Genomic DNA, 20,002 nt, shown 5'->3' with positions numbered 1-20,002 from the left:
TGTTGCGTTGGAGACCGGTTTCCCCAGTTCAGAGCATCGGTTTCATTGCAACGAGAAGTCGGGTAACGCAACGATCATCCTTGCTTGCGTTGCAATGGAAGAGAAGTGAACGCTATGGTGGACGGGCCACGAGGCCGCCACGACGGATCACCAGGGAGATCAGATGCCAGGGGGCCGACTCACCCAGCAGGAACGCCAGCAGATCGCGCTGGGGCTTGTCGACAGCCTCTCCTACGCGGAGATCGCGCGACGTCTCGACCGACCCACCTCGACCATCACCCGCGAGGTGATGCGCAATGGCGGCCCGCTCGCCTACCGCGCCGACCTGGCCCACCGCGCCACCGAACGCCGCGCCCACCGGCGCACACCAGCCTCCGCCCGTCCGGCGGAATCAGCCCTCCCCCAGCACGGACGTGACGCCGAGGCCGTTGCCGAATACGAGGAGACCTTCACCACAGTCCTCATGGGATCGGGTCTGAGCAAGATGGCGGCCCGCGTGTTGACCTGCCTGTTCACCACCGACGCGGGCAGCCTCACCGCGTCCGAACTCGCCAGACGCCTCCAGGTCAGCCCGGCGTCCATCTCCAAGGCGATCACCTTCCTGGAGGGCCAGAGCCTGGTCCGCCGCGAACGCGACGAACGCCGCCGCGACCGCTACGTCGTCGACAACGAGCTCTTCTACCAGGCCACCATCGCCGGCGCCCGAGCCAACGACCAGCTCGTCGCCATCGCACGGCAGGGCGTCGCCCTGCTCGGCCCGCACACGCCGGCCGCCGCCCGCCTGGAGAACATCGCCCGCTTCCTCGACTTCATCAGCGAGAGCATCATCCGCGCCGCCGAACAGGCCCGCGAAGTCCTCCACATCAGACCCGGGACGGCCGCCACCCAACCGATCCCGGGCCAGGGACAGACGCCCGTGCCCGTCGTCCCGCCGACGGCACCGGGTCAGAACGGCCAGGCGGCGAGCCGGTCGTAGCGCGAGCCTCGGGAGTCGAGCTGGCTGCGCACCAGCAGCAGCTCGGTCGCCGGCCACTCCGGGCCCCGGTAGTCGTCCAGGTCGGCCCGGTCGGCCTCGATGTCGGCCGGGGCCATCCGATCGCCAGGCCGGGCCACGGTCAGGTGCGGGCGGAACGGCCTGGCATCGCACGGCAGCCGGTCCTGCCGCAACCGGCGCCGGACCAGCCCGGCCAGCACGTGCAGCGCCTCGACCTCGCCCCGCAGGCCCACCCAGAGCACCGTCGACCGGCCCTGACCGAACCGGCCACCGCCGCCGAGGCTGAGCCGGGGCAGGGCGTGCCGGCCGTCGCGGAACCACTCGGCGGCCAGCCCCAGCGCACTCTCCACCTCGACCAGCCGGGCCGCCTCGACGTCGCCGAGGAAGGCCACTGTGACGTGTAGCTGAGCCGGATCGGCGAGCCGGACGTTGGTGCCGGCGGCGGACGCCGCGCCGACCCGTAGCCGCGCGACCTGCGCGCCGAGGTGGTCGACCGACTCGGAGGGCGGGTAGACCGCGACGAAGAGCCGCAACCGTCGCTCAGCGGTGCCGTTGCCGGTGCCCGGCCCTCGCCGCCGGCAGGGTCAGCCCGGCGGCGTGCAGCACACCCTCCACCCGGACCCGCTCGATCTCCTGGTCGACGCCCACCAACTCGGCGAGGTGCTCGGTGATGCCGAGGGCGCGGCAGGCCAGCCGGAGCCGGTCGTCGTACGCCTGCAGGAGCGCGCCATGCCAGACCATCGACCGACCGGGGCCGCCGAGCCGCTGACCGCCGAGGCGGCGCAGGTCGGCGGCGAGCTGCTCCAGGGGTCGACGGTCGGCCCGGTCGAACCCGCTGAGGTCGATGTCGCGGGTGAGCGCGTCGGCCTCCACGGCCCGGTCCAGACGGGCGATGACGCGCTTCTCCCGTCTGCGCTCCCGCCATTCGGACCAGCCGCAGACGACCCGGTCGAGGATCTCGTCATAGCAGAAGAGCAGGGCGAACGCCGCCGGCAGACTGGCGACGGCAAGGAACGCCAGGGCCAGCATCAGCGCGCGTCCGACTCCCACATATCGACGCTAAGCCCCGTCGTGCCGACCCGCCACCGATTTGGCCGCATCCGCACGATCCGCCCAACGAGACGCGGCCCGGCCCCGGCGGTAAACCTCAGCAGTCGGTGGAGGTCACGTAGAAGCGGGGCATCGGGAGCACCCGGAAGCGCAACCGGGCGCCGGAGCGGCGCAACTGCCAGGTCAGGGCGATGAGCGCGGCGGCCAGCGAGATCAACGCGCCCATCCAGATGCTGGCACCGGCACCGAAGCGCTCCGCGACCCAGCCGATCAGCGGCGCGCCGACCGGATTGGTGCCCAGGAAGACCAGCACCCACAGGGACATCACCCGACCCCGGAAGGCCGCGTCCACGCCCAACTGCACCCGCTGGTTGGCGGCCTGGGCGAAGAAGACCATGAAGAAGCCGGTCGGCACCAGCAGCACCACGACCAGCCAGTACGCCGACGCGAGGCCGACCAGGGTGCCGAAGCTCGCACAGGCGATCGCGGCGCCGAGCACCAGCCAGACCGACGGGCGACTGCGCCGGCCGGTGCCACTGAGCGCACCGCCGAGCGCGCCGACGGCAAGCGCCGTGCTGAACAGGCCGAAGGAGGCGGCGCCGGTGTTGAAGACCGTCTTCGCCAGCGCGGCCAGGGTGAGCTGGAAGTTGAACAGCGACATGCCGATCACCGACATGACCGCCATCGGCAACAGCAGGTCGGGGCGGCGCCACACGTACCGCAGCCCGTCGATGACCCGTGCGGACGCCCGTTCGTCGCGGGGCAGCAGGGCGTCGCGGTGCAGCTCGGCCGTGCGCATCCGGACGACGTTGACCAGGGGCGCGACGGAGCTGACGGCGGTGAAGAGGAAGACCGGGCCGACGTCGAACGCGGCGATGGCCAGGCCGGCGACGGCCGGGCCGACGATCCGGGCCGAGTTGAACACGGCGGCGTTCAGCGACAACGCGTTGGGCAGCAGCGGCGTGCCGACGAGTTCGGAGACGAACGCCTGGCGGACCGGCGTCTCCACGGCGTTGGCCGTGCCGAGCAGCGCCGCGAAGGCGAAGACGTGCCAGAGCTGCACCAGGTCGGTGAGGACCAGCAGGGACATGCCGAGGGCCAGCAGGCTCCAGAAGGCGTTGGCGGCGAAGAGCAGCACCCGCTTGTCGTACCGGTCGGCGAGCCGGCCGGAGAGCAGGGTGAGCAGCAGCACCGGGGTGAACTGGCAGGCGGTGACAACGCCGAGCGCGGTGGCCGAATTGTTGGAGAGGTCGAGGACGAGCCAGTCCTGGGCGATGAACATCATCCAGACGCCGATCAGCTTGATCAGCTGCCCGGATGCGAAAAGGCGGTAGTTGCGAACCTGTAGGGACTGGAACATCGTGCTCAGCTTGGCCTGCACTCTTGGTGCGCCTCCTCGGTCGTACGCGTCATCGACAGGTGACGGCACGGCCCGGTGGGGCTGGTGCGGCTCAGGCGCGAGCGAGCTGCTGAAGAATCTCGGCGGCCCTCTGCAGGGTCTCCCGTTCGTCCTCGTCGAGCGCGGCCAGCCGGTGGGCCAGCCACTCGTCGCGGGCCCGCTCGAACTGGTCGAGCACGGCATGCCCTCCCTCGGTCGCCGCGAGGATGACCTGTCGGCCGTCGGTCGGATGGGGTGTCCGCCGCACAAGGCCGCGGTCCTCCAACTTCCCGACGATCTTGGTCATCGTCGGTGGCTGCACCCGCTCGACGTCGGCCAGTTCCCGCGGGGTCATCGCGCCCGCCAGCCGCAGGCTGGTGAGCGCGGAGACCTGGGTGACCGTGAGGTCGCCGACCGGTCGGGCCTGGCGGACCCGCCGGTTGAGTCGAGTTATCGCATCACGCAACTGGGGGGCCAGTTGCGCCGGTGGCACGCGTTTCGCCGTCACCGTCCGCTCCGTCACAGTAGTTAGCTTAACTAATGAGCATGGCTAACGACATCGGTTATGACCAGGCTCACGAGGACGTTAATGCTGTTCCGGGCGGGGAATCACGTTCGACTCCCCGCCCGGACGAGCGTCAGAGCACAAGCGACTCGATCGGCCCACGCAGGAAGTACAGCACGAACAGCGCGGCCACCCCGTACAGCAGCGGGTGGACCTCCCGGGCCTTACCGCGCGCCAACTTGAGCACCACGAAGGTGATCAGGCCGGCACCGATGCCGTTGGAGATGGAGTAGGTGAACGGCATCAGCACGATCGTGAGGAACGCCGGGATGGCGATCTCGTAGTCCGACCAGTCGATCGTCCGGACCGCCGTCATCATCAGGAAACCGACCACCACCAGGGCCGTTGAGGCCGCCTCGAACGGCACGATCACCACAAGCGGCGCCAGGAACATCGCCAGCAGGAAGAGCACCCCGGTGACCAGGCTGGCCACGCCGGTCCGGGCACCCTCCCCGACACCGGCGGCACTCTCGATGTACGACGTGTTGCTGGAGGTGCTTGCCGCACCGCCGGCCGCCGCGGCGATCGAGTCGACGAGCAGGATCTCCTTGGCCTTCGGCGGGGTGCCCTGCTCGTCGAGCAGGCCGCCCTCCTGGCCCACCGCCACCATCGTGCCCATGGTGTCGAAGAAGTCGGTGATCAGCAGCGTGAAGACGAACATCAGCACGACCACCCAGCCGGCCCGCCCCCACGAGTCGAGCACGTTGAACTTGCCGAGCAGCGACAGGTCCGGCAGGTCGACCACCGTCTTCGGCAGCTCCGGCACGTTCAGCGCCCAGCCCTTCGGGTTGGGCTTGCCGTCCACGAACGACGGGCCGATGTTGCCGACCGCCTCCACGATCACCGCCAGCACGGTGGAGGTGAGGATGCCGATCAGAATCGCGCCCTTCACCCGGCGCACCACGAGCACCAGGGTGATCAGCAGACCCACCACGAAGACCAGCAGCGGCCAGCTCACCAGCTTGCCGCCGATGCCCAGGCCGACCGGGACGGTGGTGTTCGCGGCGTCCGGGAGCCGCCGGACGAAGCCGGCGTCCACCAGACCGATGATGGTCAGGAACAGACCGATACCGACCCCGATCGCGGTCTTGAGCTGCGTCGGCACCGAACGGAACACAGCGGTCCGCAGACCGGTCAGCACCAGCACCGCGATGATCACACCTTCGATCACCACCAGGCCCATCGCGTCGGCCCAGGTCATCTCGGGAGCGATCTCGTACGCGACAAGCGCGTTGACACCCAGACCGGCGGCGAGCGCCAGCGGGAATCGGCCGACCACACCCATCAGGATGGTCATCAGGCCGGCGACCAAAGCGGTCGCGGCGGCCAGCGCGGGGATCGGCAGGGTCTTGCCGTCAGCGTCGACGGCACCACCCAGAATCAGCGGGTTGAGCACCACGATGTACGCCATCGTGAAGAAGGTCGCCAGGCCGCCGCGTACCTCACGGCCCACCGTCGAGCCACGGGCGGAGATCTCAAAGAACCGGTCGAAGCCGTTACGCGGGTGAGCGGGGTTGGGAGGTGTGCCGGTCTCGGGCGGCGCTACTGCCATCAGGTCCTCGCAGGTGATCTTCCGGTTGTCGCGCGCATCGTCCCAGATCACGAGCGGGCAGGGGAAGTGGATCGCGTACGCTTGCCGAATGCCGAACGAGCAGCCACCGCGGCCGGCACCACTCGACCCACCGATGGTGCCGTTCGCTCTCGCCGGGTTGGTCGCCTGGGCGGTGGCCGGGCTGGTCCTGCTGATCTTCTTCCGGGGCTGGCTGACCGACCACGGTCATCAGAACTGGCTCTGGACCTGCCTCGCCGGCTTCCTGTGGGGCTTCCCCGGCCTCGCCGTCATGCTGCGGCACGACGCCAACCGCCGTCGCCGCCGCGCACACTGACCCGACCACCCCGGCCGGGCCACCCGGCGCGAACGGTCAGGAGTGCCCGTACGGCTCCGCCGGCTCGGTCGCCTCCACCGAACCCGGGGCGCGACTGACCGACATGGCCTCCACCGCGCTGTCGTCGTACACCGTCGGTAGCTCTTCGACAGCGGTCTCGACCGCCTCGATCAGCGTCTCGGAGTGGGCGCCGCAACCGTGGTCGGCGCTCACCACCCGGCCGTCGTCCGGCGCGTAGAAGTTGCCACAGGCACCGAACGCCTGCCGCATCGCGCCCGCCAGCGGCAGGTAGAAGCCGCAGGTGCCGCAACGGGCGGCGGCCGGTGCGGCGGTGGAGATGGGCGCGGCGGGGCCGTGGTCGCCGTCATACCAGCGCTGTGCCGCGTCGGTGCGGCCCTCCCGGGAGAGGACGCGTGCCCGCCCGAGGCCCAACTCCCACGCCGTCTCCTCGACCGCCGGGTCGTCGGAGAGCAGGTAACCGGGGACCAGTCGGTCGTCGTCCGGCGCGGTCGGCAGCAGGTCGCCGGGGCCCAGATCGCCCGGCTTGAGCCGCTCCTGCCAGGGCAGCCAACCGGGCGCGAGCAGCGCGTCCGGGCCGGGCAGCAACACCGTCTCGCAGATGGTCACCGTCTTGCTGCGTGACACGCGGGTGACGGTGACCGCCCACCGCCAGCCGCGATAGCCGGCGAGGAGGCACTCGAAGTAGTGGGTGACGAGCCGTTCACCTTCGGCAACGACCTGCAGGTGGTCGCCGACATCGTCGGCGTCGACCTCGGTGATGCCAGCGCGGGCCACCTCGACGGCGGCGGCACAGACCTGGTCGAGACGGGCGGCACGGGTGGAGGCGGGCCTGGTCACCTCACCATTGTTCCCCATGCGCCCCGCAGGGGTGACAGTGACTCCCGGGGAACCTTTCCCCGCGGTGGTGCGGCGTACCCGGATCAGATGGGCGAGGATGGTGCACATGCCGTCGTACTCCCGCTCCGGGCGATCCGTCCTCGGGCGAACCGTCGGCACCGGCATTCGCGCCATTCGCCTGCTGCTGCGTGGTTCGGTGGGCAGCGGCCGCTGGGTGACCCGGCGGGCCGGTCGGGCCCGGGTCCGGGGTGCTGGCGGCGAGGTCGGCATGGTTCGCCTGTTCGACCTGCACGCGGTCTCCTGCGCCGGTGACACGCTGATCGCCATCGGCCTGGCCGGGACGATCTTCTTCAACGTCCCGCTGGGCGAGGCCCGCAGCAAGGTCGCGCTCTACCTGCTGGTGACCATGGTGCCGTTCGCCATGCTCGCCCCCGTGGTGGGCCCACTGTTGGACCACTTCCGGCACGGCCGGCGCTACGCCCTGGCCGCCACGATGCTCGGCCGCGCGTTCCTGGCCTGGTTGATCTCCGACTACATCCACGGCTTCGGGCTCTATCCGGCCGCGTTCGGGGTGCTCGCCCTGTCCCGGGCGTACGGTGTGGCCCGCTCCGCGGCGGTGCCCCGGTTGTTGCCGGAAGGGCTCGGCCTCTCCCAGGTGGGTGCCCGAGCCAGCGTCTACGGCACGGTCGCGGGCGCCCTGGTGGCGCCGATCGGGTTGGCCGCGTTCTGGTTCGGCCCGCAGTGGCCGCTGCGCGTCGCCTCGGTGATCTTCCTGATCGGCATGGTGATCTCCCTGCGGCTGCCGCCGAAGGCCGACTCGGAGCCACCGGAGCGGGTCCCCCGGCCGCTGCGCGCGCTGGGCCGCCGCCGGGGCGATCGGCCGCTGGGTCGGGGTCGTCCCGCCGGCAAACTGGTGATCGCCACCCTGATCGGGGCCGCGACGCTCCGCGCGGTGTACGGCTTCCTGCTGCTCTTCCTCGCCTTCGCGATCAAGAAGGGCGACCTGACCACTGTGGCGTTCGGCCGGGATCTGGGCGCCGAATGGGCGTTGGGGTTGGTCGGCGGGGCGCTCGCGGTCGGCACCTTCCTGGCCACCGCCGTCGGCACCCGGCTGCGCATCCACCGGCCGACCGCCATCCAGTCCAGCAGCATGATCATCGTGGCGGGTGTGGCGGTGCTCACCGTCATCCAGTTCTCACTGGTGATGGTCGCCCTGCTCTGCCTGGTCGCGGCGTTGGTCAGCGGGATTTCGAAGCTGGCCGTGGACGCCTCCATCCAGGAGCGCATCCCGGAACGGCTGCGGGCGAGTTCCTTCGCCCACTCCGAGACGGTGCTGATGCTCGCCTTCGTCGCCGGCGGCGGACTCGGGTTGGTGCCGTTCGACGGTCGGATGGGCATCGCGGTGGCCGCCGGCGTGGGCGTCCTGGCCGCGATCCGGGGTGTGCTGATCGCCGCCCGGCTGCGCGGCGAGAAGCTGGCCGGCCGGCCGCTCGGCGACGACGAGCTGACCGAGGACGAGCCGGCGGACAAGCCCGGGGACTCCACGCCCACCTCGCCGGCACCGGCGCAGGGCAGCTCCCCGCCGTACGAAGGTCCGGGCCTGACCCCACCGGGCTACCACATCTACCGGCCGTCTTCCGCCGTGGGCGGCCCGGGTGGCGGCGCCGACGAGGAGACCCGCCGCGAATCTCCCGGCTCGCTCTCGTGACCGGTCTGCTGGTGGTGACGGCGGTGCCGGCCGAGGCGGAAGCGGTCCGTTCCGGGCTGACCGACCCGTCCGTGACCGTCGCCCCGGTCGGTGTGGGCCCGGCCGTCGCCGCGGCCGCCACCGCACGCCTGCTGGTGCTTGCCGAAGCCGCCGGGCGGCCGTACCGCGCGGTGGTCAGTGCCGGCGTGGCCGGTGGCTTCACCGGCCGGGCCGAGGTCGGTGACACGGTGCTCGGCACGGCCAGCATCGCCGCCGACCTGGGCGCCGAGTCACCTGACGGCTTCCTCCCTGTCGACGAGTTGGGCATGCCACTCGCGCTGCTCGGTACCGGCAGCGTGGTGCAGGCCGACCCGGTGCTGCTGGCGGCGCTGCGGGCGGCCCTCCCGGCGGCCACGCCTGGCCCGGTGCTCACGGTCAGCACGGTCACCGGCACCGCCGCCAGCACCGAGGAGCTGCGCCGCAGGCATCCGGAGGCGGTCGCCGAGGCCATGGAGGGGTACGGCGTGGCGGTCGCCGCAACACAGGCCGGGGTGCCCTTCGCCGAGTTACGCACCATCTCCAACCCGATCGGGCCCCGCGATCGCGACGCCTGGCGCCTGCGCGAAGCCCTCACCGCCCTCACCACGGCGGCCCCGGCATTCGCGCTGACTACGGCCGAGGGGCAGGGACTTCGAGCGTGAGCGCCGACGGCCGACTCGCCTGTAGTTCGAACCCGCAGGCGAGCAGGAACTCGACGTTGCCCGACGAGGCGATCGCGTGGGTGGTCCGGATGCCGGCCGCTGCCATCTCCGTGGCGAGCAGCCCGATCAGCTGACGCCCGATGCCCAGGGTCCGCAGGCCGGGAACAACGACAACGCCTTCCAACACCAACTCACGCCGGTCGCCCCAGTCTTCGCCGAGCAGGAGGTCCACGCTGCGTTCGTGGGCCCTCAACTCGCCCACCGGCCCGGCGCCGGGCACCTCGGCTAGGAAGCGCCAGGCCGTGGCCGGCAACCCTTCGGCCGCCCGCCGAAACCGCACCTGGGCGCGGGTCTGGTGCCGCCGCCGTCGCTCGTCTCGCCGCGTTCGGTCCAGGTCGTAGGTCAACTCCGGGACTCGCACCGGCCACATCCGTTGCGGAAGGGTGTACGAGTGCACCCACCACGCCCCCGGCCAATCCTTCAGGGTCAGGACCTGACGGACGTCCAGGTGCGCCGGATATCGGCGACCGGCGTCGTCCCGTAGCTCGTCTGGTGGCTCGACTGGTGGCTCGCCGGCTGTCCCGTCGACAGGGTCGCCGGGCAGCCTGAGGGCGAGCTCACCACCGACGGCACGGACAAGTTGCTCCACCGTCCGGAACGCCGGCCCAGCGCCATGCCCCGCCTCGATCCGAGCCAACGTGCTTTTCGGGATACCGGCCCGCTCGGCCAGTTCGCGTTGGCTCAGATCGGCACGTCGACGCAGCTCGCGCAGGACCGCCCCCACGTCGATCGCACCCTCGTCGGCAGCCACCCGTCCATGGTTTTCCGCCGACCTCGCGCCGTCAACGGCACCCGTCCACCTGTGGAAAACCCTGTGGATAGTGCCACCGCGGCTGTGCACGAACCCTTCGTCAGTGCCTGTAGAGCTGCCCCACGTGTGGGGCGGGCTGACGAAGTCCTGGGCAGCGCGGAGATCGACAGCCCACGACCACCGGTGCGGCAACGCCCCAACGCCCGCACCCCAACGCCCGCGCCCCAGTGCCCCGCGCCCCAACACCCCGCACCCCAACACCCCGCACCCCAACACCCCGCACCCCAACGCCGACACGATGCCCCAGATATGGGGCAGCTCTACAGGGAGTTGGAGGGACCACCACAGCCAACATGGCTGGCATCCGGACGCTCACGTGGCTGGCGGGCAGACGGCGGCGAGTGCCCGACAGGTCACAGGCACCGCACCGCGCCGACTGCACGCGCGGGGGCGGGGCTAACGTGGGGGCGTGGCGCTCTCTCTGGCGATCTCGCCCTGCCCCAACGACACGTTCGTCTTCCACGCTCTGGTGCACGGCCGGGTGCCCGGCGCGCCGCCGGTCGAGGTGACGTACGCCGACGTGGACGTCACCAACACGGCGGCCGAGCGGGGCGCGTTCGACCTGGTGAAGGTGAGCTTCGCGGCGCTGCCCTGGCTGCTCGACGACTACCACCTGCTGCCCTGCGGCGGCGCGCTCGGTCGCGGCTGCGGCCCACTGGTGCTCACCCGCAGCGATCGTGACGGCGGGCCGGACCGCACCGACCTGACCGGTGCCACGGTGGCGGTGCCAGGCGACCGGACCACCGCGTACCTGCTGTTCCGGCTCTGGTCGGCCGGACGCCCGCCGGCCCGGATCGAAGTGGTGCCGTTCCACGAGATCATGCCGGGCGTCGCGGCAGGCCGCTACGACGCCGGGCTGGTCATCCACGAGGCCCGGTTCACCTACCACCGGCACGGCCTGACCGCCCTGGTCGACCTCGGCGAGTGGTGGGAGGCCGACACCGGGCTGCCCATTCCCCTCGGCGCGATCCTGGCCCGACGCGGCGCGGTGGACCCGCAGGCCGCGGCCGGGTGGGTCCGCGAGTCGGTCCGGCAGGCCTGGGCGGACCCGGCGGCCAGCCGGGAGTACGTGCTGGCGCACGCCCAGGAGATGGAACTCGACGTGGTGGACCGGCACATCGGCCTCTACGTCAACGAGTTCACCGCGGACCTGGGCGAGGCCGGTTTCGCCGCGGTGGCGGCACTGCTCGATCGAGCCGCCGCCGCCGGCCTGGTGCCTCAGACCTCCAGCTCGCGTGCGACCGCGTGGACCAGCTGAGCGATCTTCTGCGCCGCCTTCTTGTCCGGGTACCGGCCCCGGCGCAGGTCCGGCTGGACCTTCGCCTCCAGCACCTTGATCATGTCCTCGACGAGGCCGTGGAGCTCCTCGGCCGGCCGACGACGCAACTCCGCCATCGACGGCGGCGCGTCCAGCAGCTTGACTCCCATGGCCTGCGCGCCACGGCGGCTGTCAACCACGCTGAAGTCGACCCGCTGGCCACCCTTGAGGTCGGTGACACCCGCCGGCAGCGCACCCTTGGGCAGGAACACGTCGCCGCCCTCGTCACTGGTGACGAAGCCATATCCCTTGGCCGTGTCGTACCACTTCACTCGACCCGTAGGCACCTGAAAACCCCTGCTTCACTTGAGCCGCTACTGCTCCAAGGCTAGCTGGATCATGCCGTCGAGCGCCGCCGGGAATTCGGTGAGGTCGTCAAACACCACATCCGCCCCGGCCGCGCGCAGCTCATCGCGGGAGCACGGGCCCGTCGCGACACCGATGCCGGGCACCCCGGCGGTCGCCGCCGCGACCATGTCCGCGACGTGGTCACCGACGTAGTGGGTCGCGTCGTGTTCCCGTAGGGCCGTCGCCTTCTGCTCGGCGAACAGGTCACCGGCCAACTCGTCGACCGCGAGGCCGAGGTGGTCCAGGTGCAGCCGGGCCAACCGGCCGATCTTGGACGTGACGACCAGTACCCGGCCACCCCGGGCACGGATCGCGTCGATGGCCTCCCGCGCGCCCGGCAACAGGACAGACGGGGTGATCGCGTACGCCGGGTACAGCTCGCGGTACACCCGCACGGCCGACTCGATCTGCTCGGGCGGGAACCAGTGTGCGATCTCGGTACGCAGCGGCGGTCCGAGCCGCGACACCGCCAGCTCGGCATCCACCGGCACGCCTGTCCTCGCCGTCAGCGCCCGATAGGCCGCGGCGATGCCGGGGCGCGAATCCACCAGGGTCATGTCGAGGTCGAATCCGACGGTCAGTGCGGGCATGTCGAGAAACCTACCCGGCGACTCCCGGTCGGCCGGACGTCCGAGGGGCGCGGAAGCCCACTGCCGGGCTAGCGTGGAAAGACGATGACCACCTCACTCGCCGACCACCTGCGGTCGCTGCCCGACGAGTCACTGGCCGCGCTCCTCCAGCTACGGCCAGACCTCGTCGTGCCCGTGCCAGCCGACATCTCCGCCCTGTCCATCCGGGCCCAGTCCCGGGTGTCGGTGGCCCGCGCGCTGGACGGGCTGGACCAGTTCACCCAACAGATCCTCGACGCCGCCCGCCTCACCCGGAACCCGGACGACGGCACCACGGCCACCGACGCCGTACTCGCCATGGCGACCGCCGGGCCGCACCCGCCCGCTCCGACGGCCGTCCGGGCCGCCGTGGGCCGGCTGCGCGCGCTCTTCCTGCTGTACGGCCCGGAGCACGCGCTGCACGTGGTGCCCGCCGTCGACGAAGTCGCCCCGTACCCCGCCGGGCTCGGCCGGCCCGCCGCGGAGCTGGATCCGCGCACGGCCGCGCTCTGCGCGGACCCGGCGAAACTACGACGGACGCTGCTCGCCGCCCCGCCCTCGGCCCGGGCGATCCTCGACCGGTTGGCGGCTGGCCCGCCAGTGGGCAGCGTGCCCCCGGGCGCTCTGCAGGCGCCGCCGCTCGGTGCGGAGGACCCGGTGCTCGCCGACCCGACAAACGGTGGCGCCCCGACCGGTTCCCCGGTGCGTTGGCTGGTCGACAATCGGCTCCTGGTCCCCGTGACGACCGGCTCGTCGACGGCCAGCGGCACGGTGGAGCTGCCCCGCGAGGTCGGCCTGCTGCTACGGCGCGACACCGGGCCGCTCGGGACACTACGCACCAGCCCACCGCCGGTCGCCGCCGCGCCGCGTGAGCCGAAGGCTGTCGACTCGGCGGGCGCCGGGCAGACGATGGAGGTGGTCCGACACACCGAAGGGCTGCTGGAGCAACTCGCCGACGAGCCCGCGCCGGTGCTCCGCTCGGGCGGCATCGGTGTGCGGGACCTGCGTCGGTTGGCCCGCACCGCCGGGCTGGACGAGCCGACCACGGCGCTGTTGCTCGAGGTGGCGTACGCGGCGGGGCTCGCGGGTGAGTTGGAGATGCCCGGCGCGACCACCAGCCGGTACGGGGCGGACCAGCAGGTGCTGCCGACCGGCGGGTACGAGGTGTGGCGGGCCGCCTCGCTGGCCCAGCGGTGGGAACAGCTCGCCCGAGCCTGGTTGACCATGAGCCGGCAGGTGGGGTTGGTCGGCCGCCGCGACGACCGGGACCGGCCCATCACCGCGCTCTCCGCCGAGGCCGAACGGGCCAGCGCGCCGGCCACCCGGCGGGCGGTGCTCGGTGTGCTCGCCGACCTGGAACCGGCGACCGCGCCCACCCCGCAGGAGGTGCAGGACCTGTTGGACTGGCGGGCGCCGCGGCGCAGCCGGGGCCGGGACGCCGCCCACCGGGAGGTGCTGGCCGAGGCGGCGCAGCTCGGCGTGACCGGGCTGGGGGCGCTCACCTCGTACGGTCGGCTGCTGCTGGGTGACCTGACGTCGGCCGACGAGCGGGGTGACGACGACCCGCTTGGCGTGCACGCCGACGTGGAGAGCGGTGACCCGTCCAGTGCCGCCCGAGCCCTGGACGCGCTGCTGCCCGCCCCGGTCGACCACTTCCTGGTGCAGGCCGACCTGACCGTGGTGGTGCCCGGCCCGCCCGAGCCGGCGCTCGCCGCCGAGTTGGAGGCGATGACGGAACTCGAATCGGCAGGTGGGGCCAGCGTGCACCGGGTCACCACGGCGAGCGTGCGGCGTGCCCTGGATTCGGGTTACACGGCCGACGACCTGCACGACGTGTTCCGGCGACGGTCGCGTACCCCGGTGCCGCAGGGGCTCACCTACCTGGTGGACGACGTGGCCCGTAAGCACGGCGGGCTGCGGGTGGGGCTGGCCGGGGCGTACCTGCGCAGCGACGACGAGACTCTGATCAGTGAGGTGCTGGCCGACCGCCGGTTGGAGTCGCTGGCTCTGCGCCGGCTCGCGCCGACGGTGCTGTGCACGCCGTACCAGGTGGGTCGGTTGTTGGGCGCGCTGCGCGACGCCGGGTTCGCCCCGGTGCAGGAGGACGGCACCGGCAGCACCGTGCTGACCCGGCCACGGATCCGGCGGGCCCCGGCCCGGGTGTCGGTGACCACCCGGACACTCGACCCACTGGCTGCCCCGAAGCTGCCCATGCCCCGGCTGCTCGGGGTGGTGGAGCACATCCGGCGGGGTGACGCGGCGGCGCGGGCGGCCCGGCGGGCACCTGCGGTGGTGCGAGGCGGGGCGGCCGGGCTCGGCGGCGGCCCGGTGCCGGCGCACACGCACAGCGAGGCCTTGGCGGTGCTCCAACAGGCGGTCCGCGACAAGGCGCTGGTCTGGGTCGGTTACGTCGACGCACACGGGGCGACCGCGTCCCGGTTGGTCAAACCGGTCTCGATCGGCGCCGGTTACCTACGAGCCGAGGACGAACGGACCGAGATGCTGCACACGTTCGCGTTGCACCGGATCACCGCGGCGGTGGTGGCGGACTGAGCGGGGCGAGGCCGTCGGGCTGGTTGGTCAGCGGCGGCTGCGGCGTACGGTGCCGACCACCGAGATGACCAGCAGCAGCGCGAAGCCGGCGCCGGCGGACTCCCCGACCGAGTCGACGAAGCCCTGCCGTAGCACCAGCCAGCCGAAGAGGAACCACCCGACGAGGAGCGTCGCGGCGACGGCGTAGGCGATCACTGTCGCGCGGGACACCTCGTCGGGTGGTGATTGTTCGTGCTCCGGGATCACCTCACGGTCGACCGTCATGCCCAGCCTCCCCGCCCGGTCCGGCCCTGGCCTCCCAGCGTGACACTCGATGGACCGGTCGGACAGGGGGTCACCCCCCGTGATTCGCCAGGTGTCGGTCAGGTGCCGGGGCGACGGCCGATCAGCACCACCCGGGTGCCGACCTTGCCCAGCTCCCACATCCGGACGGCGTCAGCGTGCAGCAGGTTGACGCAGCCGTGCGAGCCGATCGACTTCTCGTGCAGGTAGGTGGTGGTTTCGTGGAAGCCCATGCCCTGGGTGAAGTGCTGCCAGTACGGCAGCCACACCTCGTACGGGTCGGACCACTCCTTGGGGTTGCGGAAGTTGACGGTGAAGGTGCCGGCCGGGGTGCGGTAGCCGGCCATGCCGGTGCGGGTCACCGTCGGCGGCATGATCACCTTGCCGCCGCGCATCGCCCAGACGGTCTGCCGGGTCAGGTCCACGCAGAACGTGGTGCCCGTGCCGGCCTTGCACCGTGCCGGCTCGGTGGTGGCGAGGCGCTGGGCCACGTCGTACGTGGTCGGCCCGGCGCGACCCTCGACGGGGCGAATGCCGTACCTCTTCTGGAACTTCTTGATCGCGGCGCAGTCGGCGGCGGACTGCCGCCCGTCCACGGTCACCGCCCCGAACCCGCCCAGTCGGGCCAGGTAGGTCTCCACCGCACGCTGGTGCTGGCCCTGTGGGCAACCGGCGACCGTCGGCGCAACGGTGGTGGTCGGCTTCGGTGCCACGCTGCGGGTGGGTTTCGGCGCCGGAGGCCGGGGTGTCTTCGATGTCGGGGCGGGTGCGGCCGGTGTGGGCCGGCCGCGCTGGTCCGGCCCGGGCGCAGCGCTCGCCCCCGTTACCTGTTCCGCCGCACCGGCTGGGGCGGCTCCCCCGCCACCACTCCCGCCGGACTGCGGATCGAACGCGCACGCACCGGCGCCGACCAGCACAACCACCACCAGGGTGACCAGCCGGGAAGTGATCCGGACACGTTGCATCGAACCTCCCCTGGCCGTCGTCCCTTTACTAGACGTTCGTGAGTGCCGTCACGGTTGCGACCGGTGAGCATCTTTCTTTGCGGATCCCACATCGTGCAACACTGGATGGTCGGCCAGCGGCGGGTATGCGACCCGTTTCGGCCGGTCGGTCATCCGAGGAGAGGACGCTGGCGTGAGCGGTGGACCACTGATCGTGCAGTCGGACAAGACGCTGCTGCTGGAGATCGACCACCCCGACGCGCAGGCCTGCCGGATGGCGATCGCGCCATTCGCGGAGCTGGAACGCTCGCCGGAGCACGTGCACACCTACCGGCTGACCCCACTGGGTCTGTGGAACGCCCGCGCGGCGGGGCACGACGCCGAGGGGGTCGTGGATTCGCTGATCAAGTACTCCCGTTATCCGGTGCCGCACGCGCTGCTGGTGGACGTGGCCGAGACGATGGACCGGTACGGGCGGCTCCAGCTCGCCAACGACCCCGCGTACGGGCTGGTGCTGCGCGCGCTGGACCGGCTGGTGCTGATCGAGGTGGCCAAGAGCAAGAAGCTCGCCGGAATGCTCGGCGACAAGATCGACGACGACACCATCCGGGTGCACCCGTCCGAGCGCGGCCGGCTCAAGCAGGCGCTGCTCAAGCTGGGCTGGCCGGCGGAGGACCTGGCCGGTTACGTGGACGGTGAGGCGCACCCGATCGAGCTGGCCGAGGCCGGCAAGGACGGGCGCAAGCCGTGGACGCTGCGGTCGTACCAGCGGGAGGCCGTCGAGGCGTTCTGGGCCGGCGGGTCGGGTGTGGTGGTGCTGCCGTGCGGCGCCGGTAAGACCCTGGTCGGCGCGGCGGCGATGGCCGAGGCGAAGGCGACCACGCTGATCCTGGTCACCAACACGGTCGCCGGCCGGCAGTGGAAGCGGGAGCTGATCGCCCGCACGTCGCTGACCGAGGAGGAGATCGGCGAGTACTCGGGCGAGCGCAAGGAGATCCGCCCGGTCACGATCGCCACGTACCAGGTGCTCACCTCGCGGCGCGGCGGCGCGTTCACCCACCTGGACCTGTTCGGGGCCCGCGACTGGGGCCTTGTCGTCTACGACGAGGTGCACCTGCTGCCCGCGCCGATCTTCCGGTTCACCGCGGACCTCCAGGCCCGCCGCCGGCTGGGCCTCACCGCCACTCTGGTACGCGAGGACGGCCGCGAGGGTGACGTGTTCAGCCTGATCGGGCCGAAGCGGTACGACGCGCCGTGGAAGGACATCGAGTCGCAGGGCTGGATCGCCCCGGCCGAGTGCACCGAGGTCCGGGTGACCCTGACCGACGCGGAGCGGATGTCGTACGCGACGGCGGAGGCCGAGGAGCGCTACCGGATGGCGGCGACCGCCCGCACGAAGCTGCCGGTGGTGAAGGCGCTCGTCGACCGGCACCCGGACGACCAGGTGCTGGTGATCGGCGCGTACATCGACCAGTTGCACCAGCTCGGCGAATACCTCGACGCGCCGATCATCCAGGGTTCGACCACGAACAAGGAGCGGGAACGGCTGTTCGACGCGTTCCGCACCGGTGAGATCCGCACGCTGGTGATCTCGAAGGTGGGCAACTTCTCGATCGACCTGCCCGAGGCGGCGGTGGCGATCCAGGTGTCGGGGACGTTCGGGTCGCGACAGGAGGAGGCGCAGCGGCTGGGTCGGGTGCTCCGGCCGAAGGCCGACGGCCGGCAGGCGCACTTCTACACGGTGGTGTCCCGGGACACGATCGACACCGAGTACGCGGCGCACCGGCAGCGCTTCCTCGCCGAGCAGGGGTACGCGTACACGATCGTCGACGCCGACGACGTGCTCGGCCCGTCGCTGCCGTCCTTCGACTGACGCACGCACGGCCTTGATCGACTCGGTTTTCAGGAAGTCGCGGTGCCCAAGGCGCTGTGATGCCCCGATTTCCTGGAACCCGAGTCGATCGGCGCGATGGGTGCGGGCGCGGTGGGTGCGGGCACGGGCAACGCCGGGCAGTCACGCCTCGCGCACCGCGCTCCGGCCAGTCACGCCTCGTGAAACGCTTCAGGCAGTCACGCCCCGCGCACCGCGCTCCGGGCAGTCAGCGAGGGTCAGCGCTTGCGGGACTCCGCGACGAAGACCCCGCGCCCCGGACGCCCGACGAGCACGTCCTGTTTCCGCAGCTTCGCCACCGCACGACTGATCGTGGACTGCGAGACGTCGTACTCGTCTGCCAGCGCGCGCCCGGACGGGAGCTGGGACCCAGGCGGATACGTCCCATCCTTGATCTTCTTCAGGAGATCGTCGAGCAACTCGTCCATTGTGGGCGGGATAGGCACGTGGAGCCCCTTGCAGTCGGTTGGCTCGCCCAGTATTGATCAGCCGCTTCGACGCTGCCGTACCCCCGGACGGCCGCGGGCGGGCGGTCTCCGCCGAGCGCAATCGGTGGAGACCGCCCCTCCACGTCGATCCCATCCAACGAAGGGCAGCCACGTGCGCAACCAGACCCGTCGGCTGGCGAGCCGACGTGACGAGCCACCTCCGACGAGAAGGCGGGAAGAGCCGCCGCGGCCCTGGCAGGTCCTCGATCGGTGCCGCTACCGATGAGCGAGCGTTGGGTGATCCACCTGCCGATCACCGCGCCGGACCTGCTGCGCGCCCGGATCTTCGCGCGTACCGCAGCTCGGGTGCTGGTCCGGCTCAGCGCGCAGGTCGAGCCGGGCGGGGTGACCGTCTCGGCGGAGGACCATCAGGGCGTACGCCACTGGGTCTTCTGTGACCGCCCACTGCCCGGCGGCGCGCGGTGTGCCCTGCCGGTCGACCACCTCGCGCCGTGCGGACGACGGCTCGGTCAGCCCTGACTCTCACCGGGAAAAGCGGGCCACCAGCACTGCGAGCCGCCGGTCGTGGTCGGTGCGGCGGAGCCGGCCGCTGCGCATCAGGGTGACCAGGCCGTGCAGGCCACTCCAGAACGTCTCGGTGACCGCCTCCAGGTCGTCGTCCCCGGCGGCCGGGCGCACCGCCTCGGCCAGCTCGGCGAAGCCTCGGGCCAGGTCGGTCGGGACACCCTGGCTGGCGAATGGCAGGTCCACGGCGAGGGTGAACATCGCGTCATAGAGCGCGGGCCGCTGTTCGGCGAAGGTGGTGTACGCCGCCGCGACGTCGGCGACGGCCTGTCGAGGGTCGGCGGCCGAGGCCCGGGCCGAGGCGAGCGCGGTGGCCAGCTCGCCGAAGCCCTCGACGGCGACCGCCGCCATGATGGCGTCCTTGCCCTTGAAGTGGCTGTAGAGGACAGGCTGGCTGTACTCGATCTCGGCGGCGAGCCGCCGGGTGGTGACCGCGTCCCAGCCCTCGGTCAGGGCCAGGTCGCGGGCGGCGGCGACGATGGCCCGTTCCCGTTCCGCCCGCTCGCGCTCCCGGCGCGACTGAGTCGACATGACAGCAACCCTAGCACCGCTAGCATCGCTGTCGTTGCTCTGCTAGCGTCGCTCTTACATCTAGCAGCGCTAGTGAACTGGAGCCGACCATGTTGTCACCCCTCGCCTACGGACTCGCCGTCGTACTCAGCCTCTTCGTCGTCTTCATCGGTGCGCGGTTCCTGCTGGTGCCGCAGGCCGCAGCCGCCGGGTACGGCGTGCCGGCCCGGCCGGACGGCGATTCCGCCTACCTGACGGTCAAAGGGCTGAAGGACCTCACCTTCGGGCTGCTCGGCCTCGCCCTGATCGCCTTCACCACGGCCGACGCGGTCGCGTGGTTCATGCTGATCGTCGCGCTCGTCCCGCTGGGCGACACCGTCATCGTGCTCCGCAACGGTGGAACGAGGGCCGTCGCCTTCGGCATCCACTTCGCCACCGCCGCAGTAGTCCTCCTGGACGCCGCCCTGCTGTTCGCCCTGTAGCCCAGCCCTCGGCCTACCCCGAGGTGATCAAGAGGTTTGCGTCACCGACAGGCCGATCGGTGA

22 protein-coding genes are annotated in these 20,002 nt (G+C 71.6%); 9 read left to right on the top strand and 13 right to left on the bottom strand.

Annotation, left to right across the window (positions count from 1 at the left end):
• Nucleotides 1–163 precede the first annotated feature (163 nt).
• Nucleotides 164–976 carry a helix-turn-helix domain-containing protein gene (locus AB0F61_RS23830; RefSeq protein WP_357813300.1) on the top strand — a complete coding sequence of 271 codons (813 nt, stop codon included), beginning with the start codon at nucleotides 164–166 and terminating at the stop codon, nucleotides 974–976.
• Here the strand turns inward: AB0F61_RS23830 and thpR are convergent.
• The 5 genes from thpR to AB0F61_RS23805 form a co-directional block, all read right to left on the bottom strand.
• Nucleotides 946–1,527 (bottom strand): RNA 2',3'-cyclic phosphodiesterase, encoded by a 582-nt coding sequence (thpR, locus tag AB0F61_RS23825; protein ID WP_357813297.1) that lies wholly within the window; start codon nucleotides 1,525–1,527, stop codon nucleotides 946–948. The genes AB0F61_RS23830 and thpR overlap by 31 nt on opposite strands.
• A 7-nt stretch (nucleotides 1,528–1,534) precedes the next feature.
• Nucleotides 1,535–2,044, bottom strand: a complete 510-nt coding sequence (locus AB0F61_RS23820) for a hypothetical protein (protein ID WP_357813295.1) — start codon at nucleotides 2,042–2,044, stop codon at nucleotides 1,535–1,537.
• Between the two features lie 97 nt (nucleotides 2,045–2,141).
• A complete protein-coding gene (locus tag AB0F61_RS23815) occupies nucleotides 2,142–3,425 on the bottom strand; it encodes an MFS transporter (RefSeq protein ID WP_357813292.1) in 1,284 nt (427 codons plus the stop codon).
• Between the two features lie 70 nt (nucleotides 3,426–3,495).
• On the bottom strand, nucleotides 3,496–3,945 hold the full coding sequence (locus AB0F61_RS23810) for a MarR family transcriptional regulator (protein WP_357251878.1): 450 nt from the start codon (nucleotides 3,943–3,945) through the stop codon (nucleotides 3,496–3,498).
• A gap of 115 nt (nucleotides 3,946–4,060) precedes the next feature.
• Nucleotides 4,061–5,539, bottom strand: a complete 1,479-nt coding sequence (locus tag AB0F61_RS23805; RefSeq protein WP_357813483.1) for an NCS2 family permease — start codon at nucleotides 5,537–5,539, stop codon at nucleotides 4,061–4,063.
• Between the two features lie 88 nt (nucleotides 5,540–5,627).
• Between AB0F61_RS23805 and AB0F61_RS23800 the strand changes: the two genes are divergently transcribed.
• Nucleotides 5,628–5,873, top strand: coding sequence for a DUF2530 domain-containing protein (locus tag AB0F61_RS23800; RefSeq protein WP_357813289.1), 246 nt, complete (start codon nucleotides 5,628–5,630; stop codon nucleotides 5,871–5,873).
• A 36-nt stretch (nucleotides 5,874–5,909) separates the two neighbouring features.
• On the opposite strand, the gene AB0F61_RS23795 is transcribed toward AB0F61_RS23800, so the two are convergent.
• Entirely contained in the window at nucleotides 5,910–6,839 is a 930-nt protein-coding gene (locus tag AB0F61_RS23795; protein WP_357813286.1) for a DUF3027 domain-containing protein, read from the bottom strand.
• On the opposite strand from AB0F61_RS23795, the gene AB0F61_RS23790 reads away from it, so the two are divergent.
• Together AB0F61_RS23790 and AB0F61_RS23785 are read left to right on the top strand one after the other, a co-directional pair.
• Entirely contained in the window at nucleotides 6,838–8,439 is a 1,602-nt protein-coding gene (locus tag AB0F61_RS23790; protein ID WP_357813283.1) for an MFS transporter, read from the top strand. The two genes, AB0F61_RS23795 and AB0F61_RS23790, sit on opposite strands and share 2 nt — an antisense overlap.
• Nucleotides 8,436–9,119: a futalosine hydrolase gene (locus AB0F61_RS23785; RefSeq protein WP_357813280.1), complete on the top strand. Its 684-nt coding sequence runs from the start codon at nucleotides 8,436–8,438 to the stop codon at nucleotides 9,117–9,119. Before AB0F61_RS23790 ends, AB0F61_RS23785 begins: the two co-directional genes overlap by 4 nt.
• Here AB0F61_RS23785 and AB0F61_RS23780 read toward each other — a convergent pair.
• Entirely contained in the window at nucleotides 9,088–9,930 is an 843-nt protein-coding gene (locus AB0F61_RS23780) for a helix-turn-helix transcriptional regulator (protein WP_357813277.1), read from the bottom strand. The genes AB0F61_RS23785 and AB0F61_RS23780 overlap by 32 nt on opposite strands.
• A 469-nt stretch (nucleotides 9,931–10,399) precedes the next feature.
• Between AB0F61_RS23780 and AB0F61_RS23775 the strand changes: the two genes are divergently transcribed.
• Entirely contained in the window at nucleotides 10,400–11,248 is an 849-nt protein-coding gene (locus AB0F61_RS23775) for a 1,4-dihydroxy-6-naphthoate synthase (RefSeq protein WP_357813275.1), read from the top strand.
• Here AB0F61_RS23775 and AB0F61_RS23770 read toward each other — a convergent pair.
• Both AB0F61_RS23770 and AB0F61_RS23765 read right to left on the bottom strand, forming a co-directional pair.
• Entirely contained in the window at nucleotides 11,209–11,595 is a 387-nt protein-coding gene (locus AB0F61_RS23770) for a cold shock domain-containing protein (protein WP_074316242.1), read from the bottom strand. The genes AB0F61_RS23775 and AB0F61_RS23770 overlap by 40 nt on opposite strands.
• Nucleotides 11,596–11,622: 27 nt before the next feature.
• The gene (locus tag AB0F61_RS23765) at nucleotides 11,623–12,246 is read right to left on the bottom strand and encodes an HAD family hydrolase (RefSeq protein WP_357813272.1); all 624 of its coding nucleotides are present in this window, start codon (nucleotides 12,244–12,246) and stop codon (nucleotides 11,623–11,625) included.
• Between the two features lie 84 nt (nucleotides 12,247–12,330).
• Here AB0F61_RS23765 and AB0F61_RS23760 point away from each other — a divergent pair, with 84 nt between their 5' ends.
• The gene (locus AB0F61_RS23760) at nucleotides 12,331–14,817 is read left to right on the top strand and encodes a helicase-associated domain-containing protein (protein WP_357813270.1); all 2,487 of its coding nucleotides are present in this window, start codon (nucleotides 12,331–12,333) and stop codon (nucleotides 14,815–14,817) included.
• 27 nt (nucleotides 14,818–14,844) lie between these two features.
• Here AB0F61_RS23760 and AB0F61_RS23755 read toward each other — a convergent pair whose 3' ends face one another.
• Both AB0F61_RS23755 and AB0F61_RS23750 read right to left on the bottom strand, forming a co-directional pair.
• A complete protein-coding gene (locus AB0F61_RS23755; RefSeq protein WP_357813267.1) occupies nucleotides 14,845–15,081 on the bottom strand; it encodes a hypothetical protein in 237 nt (78 codons plus the stop codon).
• A gap of 98 nt (nucleotides 15,082–15,179) precedes the next feature.
• Nucleotides 15,180–16,064 carry a L,D-transpeptidase family protein gene (locus AB0F61_RS23750; RefSeq protein ID WP_357813264.1) on the bottom strand — a complete coding sequence of 295 codons (885 nt, stop codon included), beginning with the start codon at nucleotides 16,062–16,064 and terminating at the stop codon, nucleotides 15,180–15,182.
• 172 nt (nucleotides 16,065–16,236) lie between these two features.
• Between AB0F61_RS23750 and AB0F61_RS23745 the strand changes: the two genes are divergently transcribed.
• Nucleotides 16,237–17,916, top strand: a complete 1,680-nt coding sequence (locus tag AB0F61_RS23745; protein ID WP_184180855.1) for a DNA repair helicase XPB — start codon at nucleotides 16,237–16,239, stop codon at nucleotides 17,914–17,916.
• Nucleotides 17,917–18,152: 236 nt separating this feature from the next.
• Here AB0F61_RS23745 and AB0F61_RS23740 read toward each other — a convergent pair whose 3' ends face one another.
• Nucleotides 18,153–18,362 carry a winged helix-turn-helix domain-containing protein gene (locus tag AB0F61_RS23740; protein WP_357813480.1) on the bottom strand — a complete coding sequence of 70 codons (210 nt, stop codon included), beginning with the start codon at nucleotides 18,360–18,362 and terminating at the stop codon, nucleotides 18,153–18,155.
• A 282-nt stretch (nucleotides 18,363–18,644) separates the two neighbouring features.
• Between AB0F61_RS23740 and AB0F61_RS23735 the strand changes: the two genes are divergently transcribed.
• Nucleotides 18,645–18,902 (top strand): hypothetical protein, encoded by a 258-nt coding sequence (locus tag AB0F61_RS23735; protein WP_357813260.1) that lies wholly within the window; start codon nucleotides 18,645–18,647, stop codon nucleotides 18,900–18,902.
• Nucleotides 18,903–18,905: 3 nt separating this feature from the next.
• Here the strand turns inward: AB0F61_RS23735 and AB0F61_RS23730 are convergent, their stop codons facing one another.
• Nucleotides 18,906–19,478: a TetR/AcrR family transcriptional regulator gene (locus AB0F61_RS23730; RefSeq protein WP_357813257.1), complete on the bottom strand. Its 573-nt coding sequence runs from the start codon at nucleotides 19,476–19,478 to the stop codon at nucleotides 18,906–18,908.
• Nucleotides 19,479–19,567: 89 nt separating this feature from the next.
• On the opposite strand from AB0F61_RS23730, the gene AB0F61_RS23725 reads away from it, so the two are divergent.
• Complete coding sequence (locus tag AB0F61_RS23725; RefSeq protein WP_357813254.1) at nucleotides 19,568–19,939, top strand: DUF4267 domain-containing protein; 372 nt, start codon at nucleotides 19,568–19,570, stop codon at nucleotides 19,937–19,939.
• The last annotated feature ends 63 nt before the right edge of the window (nucleotides 19,940–20,002 follow it).

Origin of the sequence: Micromonospora sp. NPDC023888 (genome assembly GCF_040639415.1) — a bacterium.
GTDB lineage: Bacteria > Actinomycetota > Actinomycetes > Mycobacteriales > Micromonosporaceae > Micromonospora.
Note: the sequence above shows the minus strand (reverse complement) of the source record. Positions and strands in the feature narration are given on the sequence as shown.

Bases quoted from the DNA above. Each gene is read 5' to 3' on its own strand.
- AB0F61_RS23830 (WP_357813300.1), top strand. From the start codon at position 164: ATGCCAGGGGGCCGACTCACCCAGCAGGAACGCCAGCAGATCGCGCTG.
- AB0F61_RS23805 (WP_357813483.1), bottom strand. From the start codon at position 5,539: ATGGCAGTAGCGCCGCCCGAGACCGGCACACCTCCCAACCCCGCTCAC.
- AB0F61_RS23800 (WP_357813289.1), top strand. From the start codon at position 5,628: ATGCCGAACGAGCAGCCACCGCGGCCGGCACCACTCGACCCACCGATG.
- AB0F61_RS23790 (WP_357813283.1), top strand. From the start codon at position 6,838: ATGCCGTCGTACTCCCGCTCCGGGCGATCCGTCCTCGGGCGAACCGTC.
- AB0F61_RS23795 (WP_357813286.1), bottom strand. From the start codon at position 6,839: ATGTGCACCATCCTCGCCCATCTGATCCGGGTACGCCGCACCACCGCG.
- AB0F61_RS23765 (WP_357813272.1), bottom strand. From the start codon at position 12,246: ATGCCCGCACTGACCGTCGGATTCGACCTCGACATGACCCTGGTGGAT.
- AB0F61_RS23760 (WP_357813270.1), top strand. From the start codon at position 12,331: ATGACCACCTCACTCGCCGACCACCTGCGGTCGCTGCCCGACGAGTCA.
- AB0F61_RS23755 (WP_357813267.1), bottom strand. From the start codon at position 15,081: ATGACGGTCGACCGTGAGGTGATCCCGGAGCACGAACAATCACCACCC.
- AB0F61_RS23750 (WP_357813264.1), bottom strand. From the start codon at position 16,064: ATGCAACGTGTCCGGATCACTTCCCGGCTGGTCACCCTGGTGGTGGTT.
- AB0F61_RS23740 (WP_357813480.1), bottom strand. From the start codon at position 18,362: ATGGACGAGTTGCTCGACGATCTCCTGAAGAAGATCAAGGATGGGACG.
- AB0F61_RS23735 (WP_357813260.1), top strand. From the start codon at position 18,645: ATGAGCGAGCGTTGGGTGATCCACCTGCCGATCACCGCGCCGGACCTG.
- AB0F61_RS23730 (WP_357813257.1), bottom strand. From the start codon at position 19,478: ATGTCGACTCAGTCGCGCCGGGAGCGCGAGCGGGCGGAACGGGAACGG.
- AB0F61_RS23725 (WP_357813254.1), top strand. From the start codon at position 19,568: ATGTTGTCACCCCTCGCCTACGGACTCGCCGTCGTACTCAGCCTCTTC.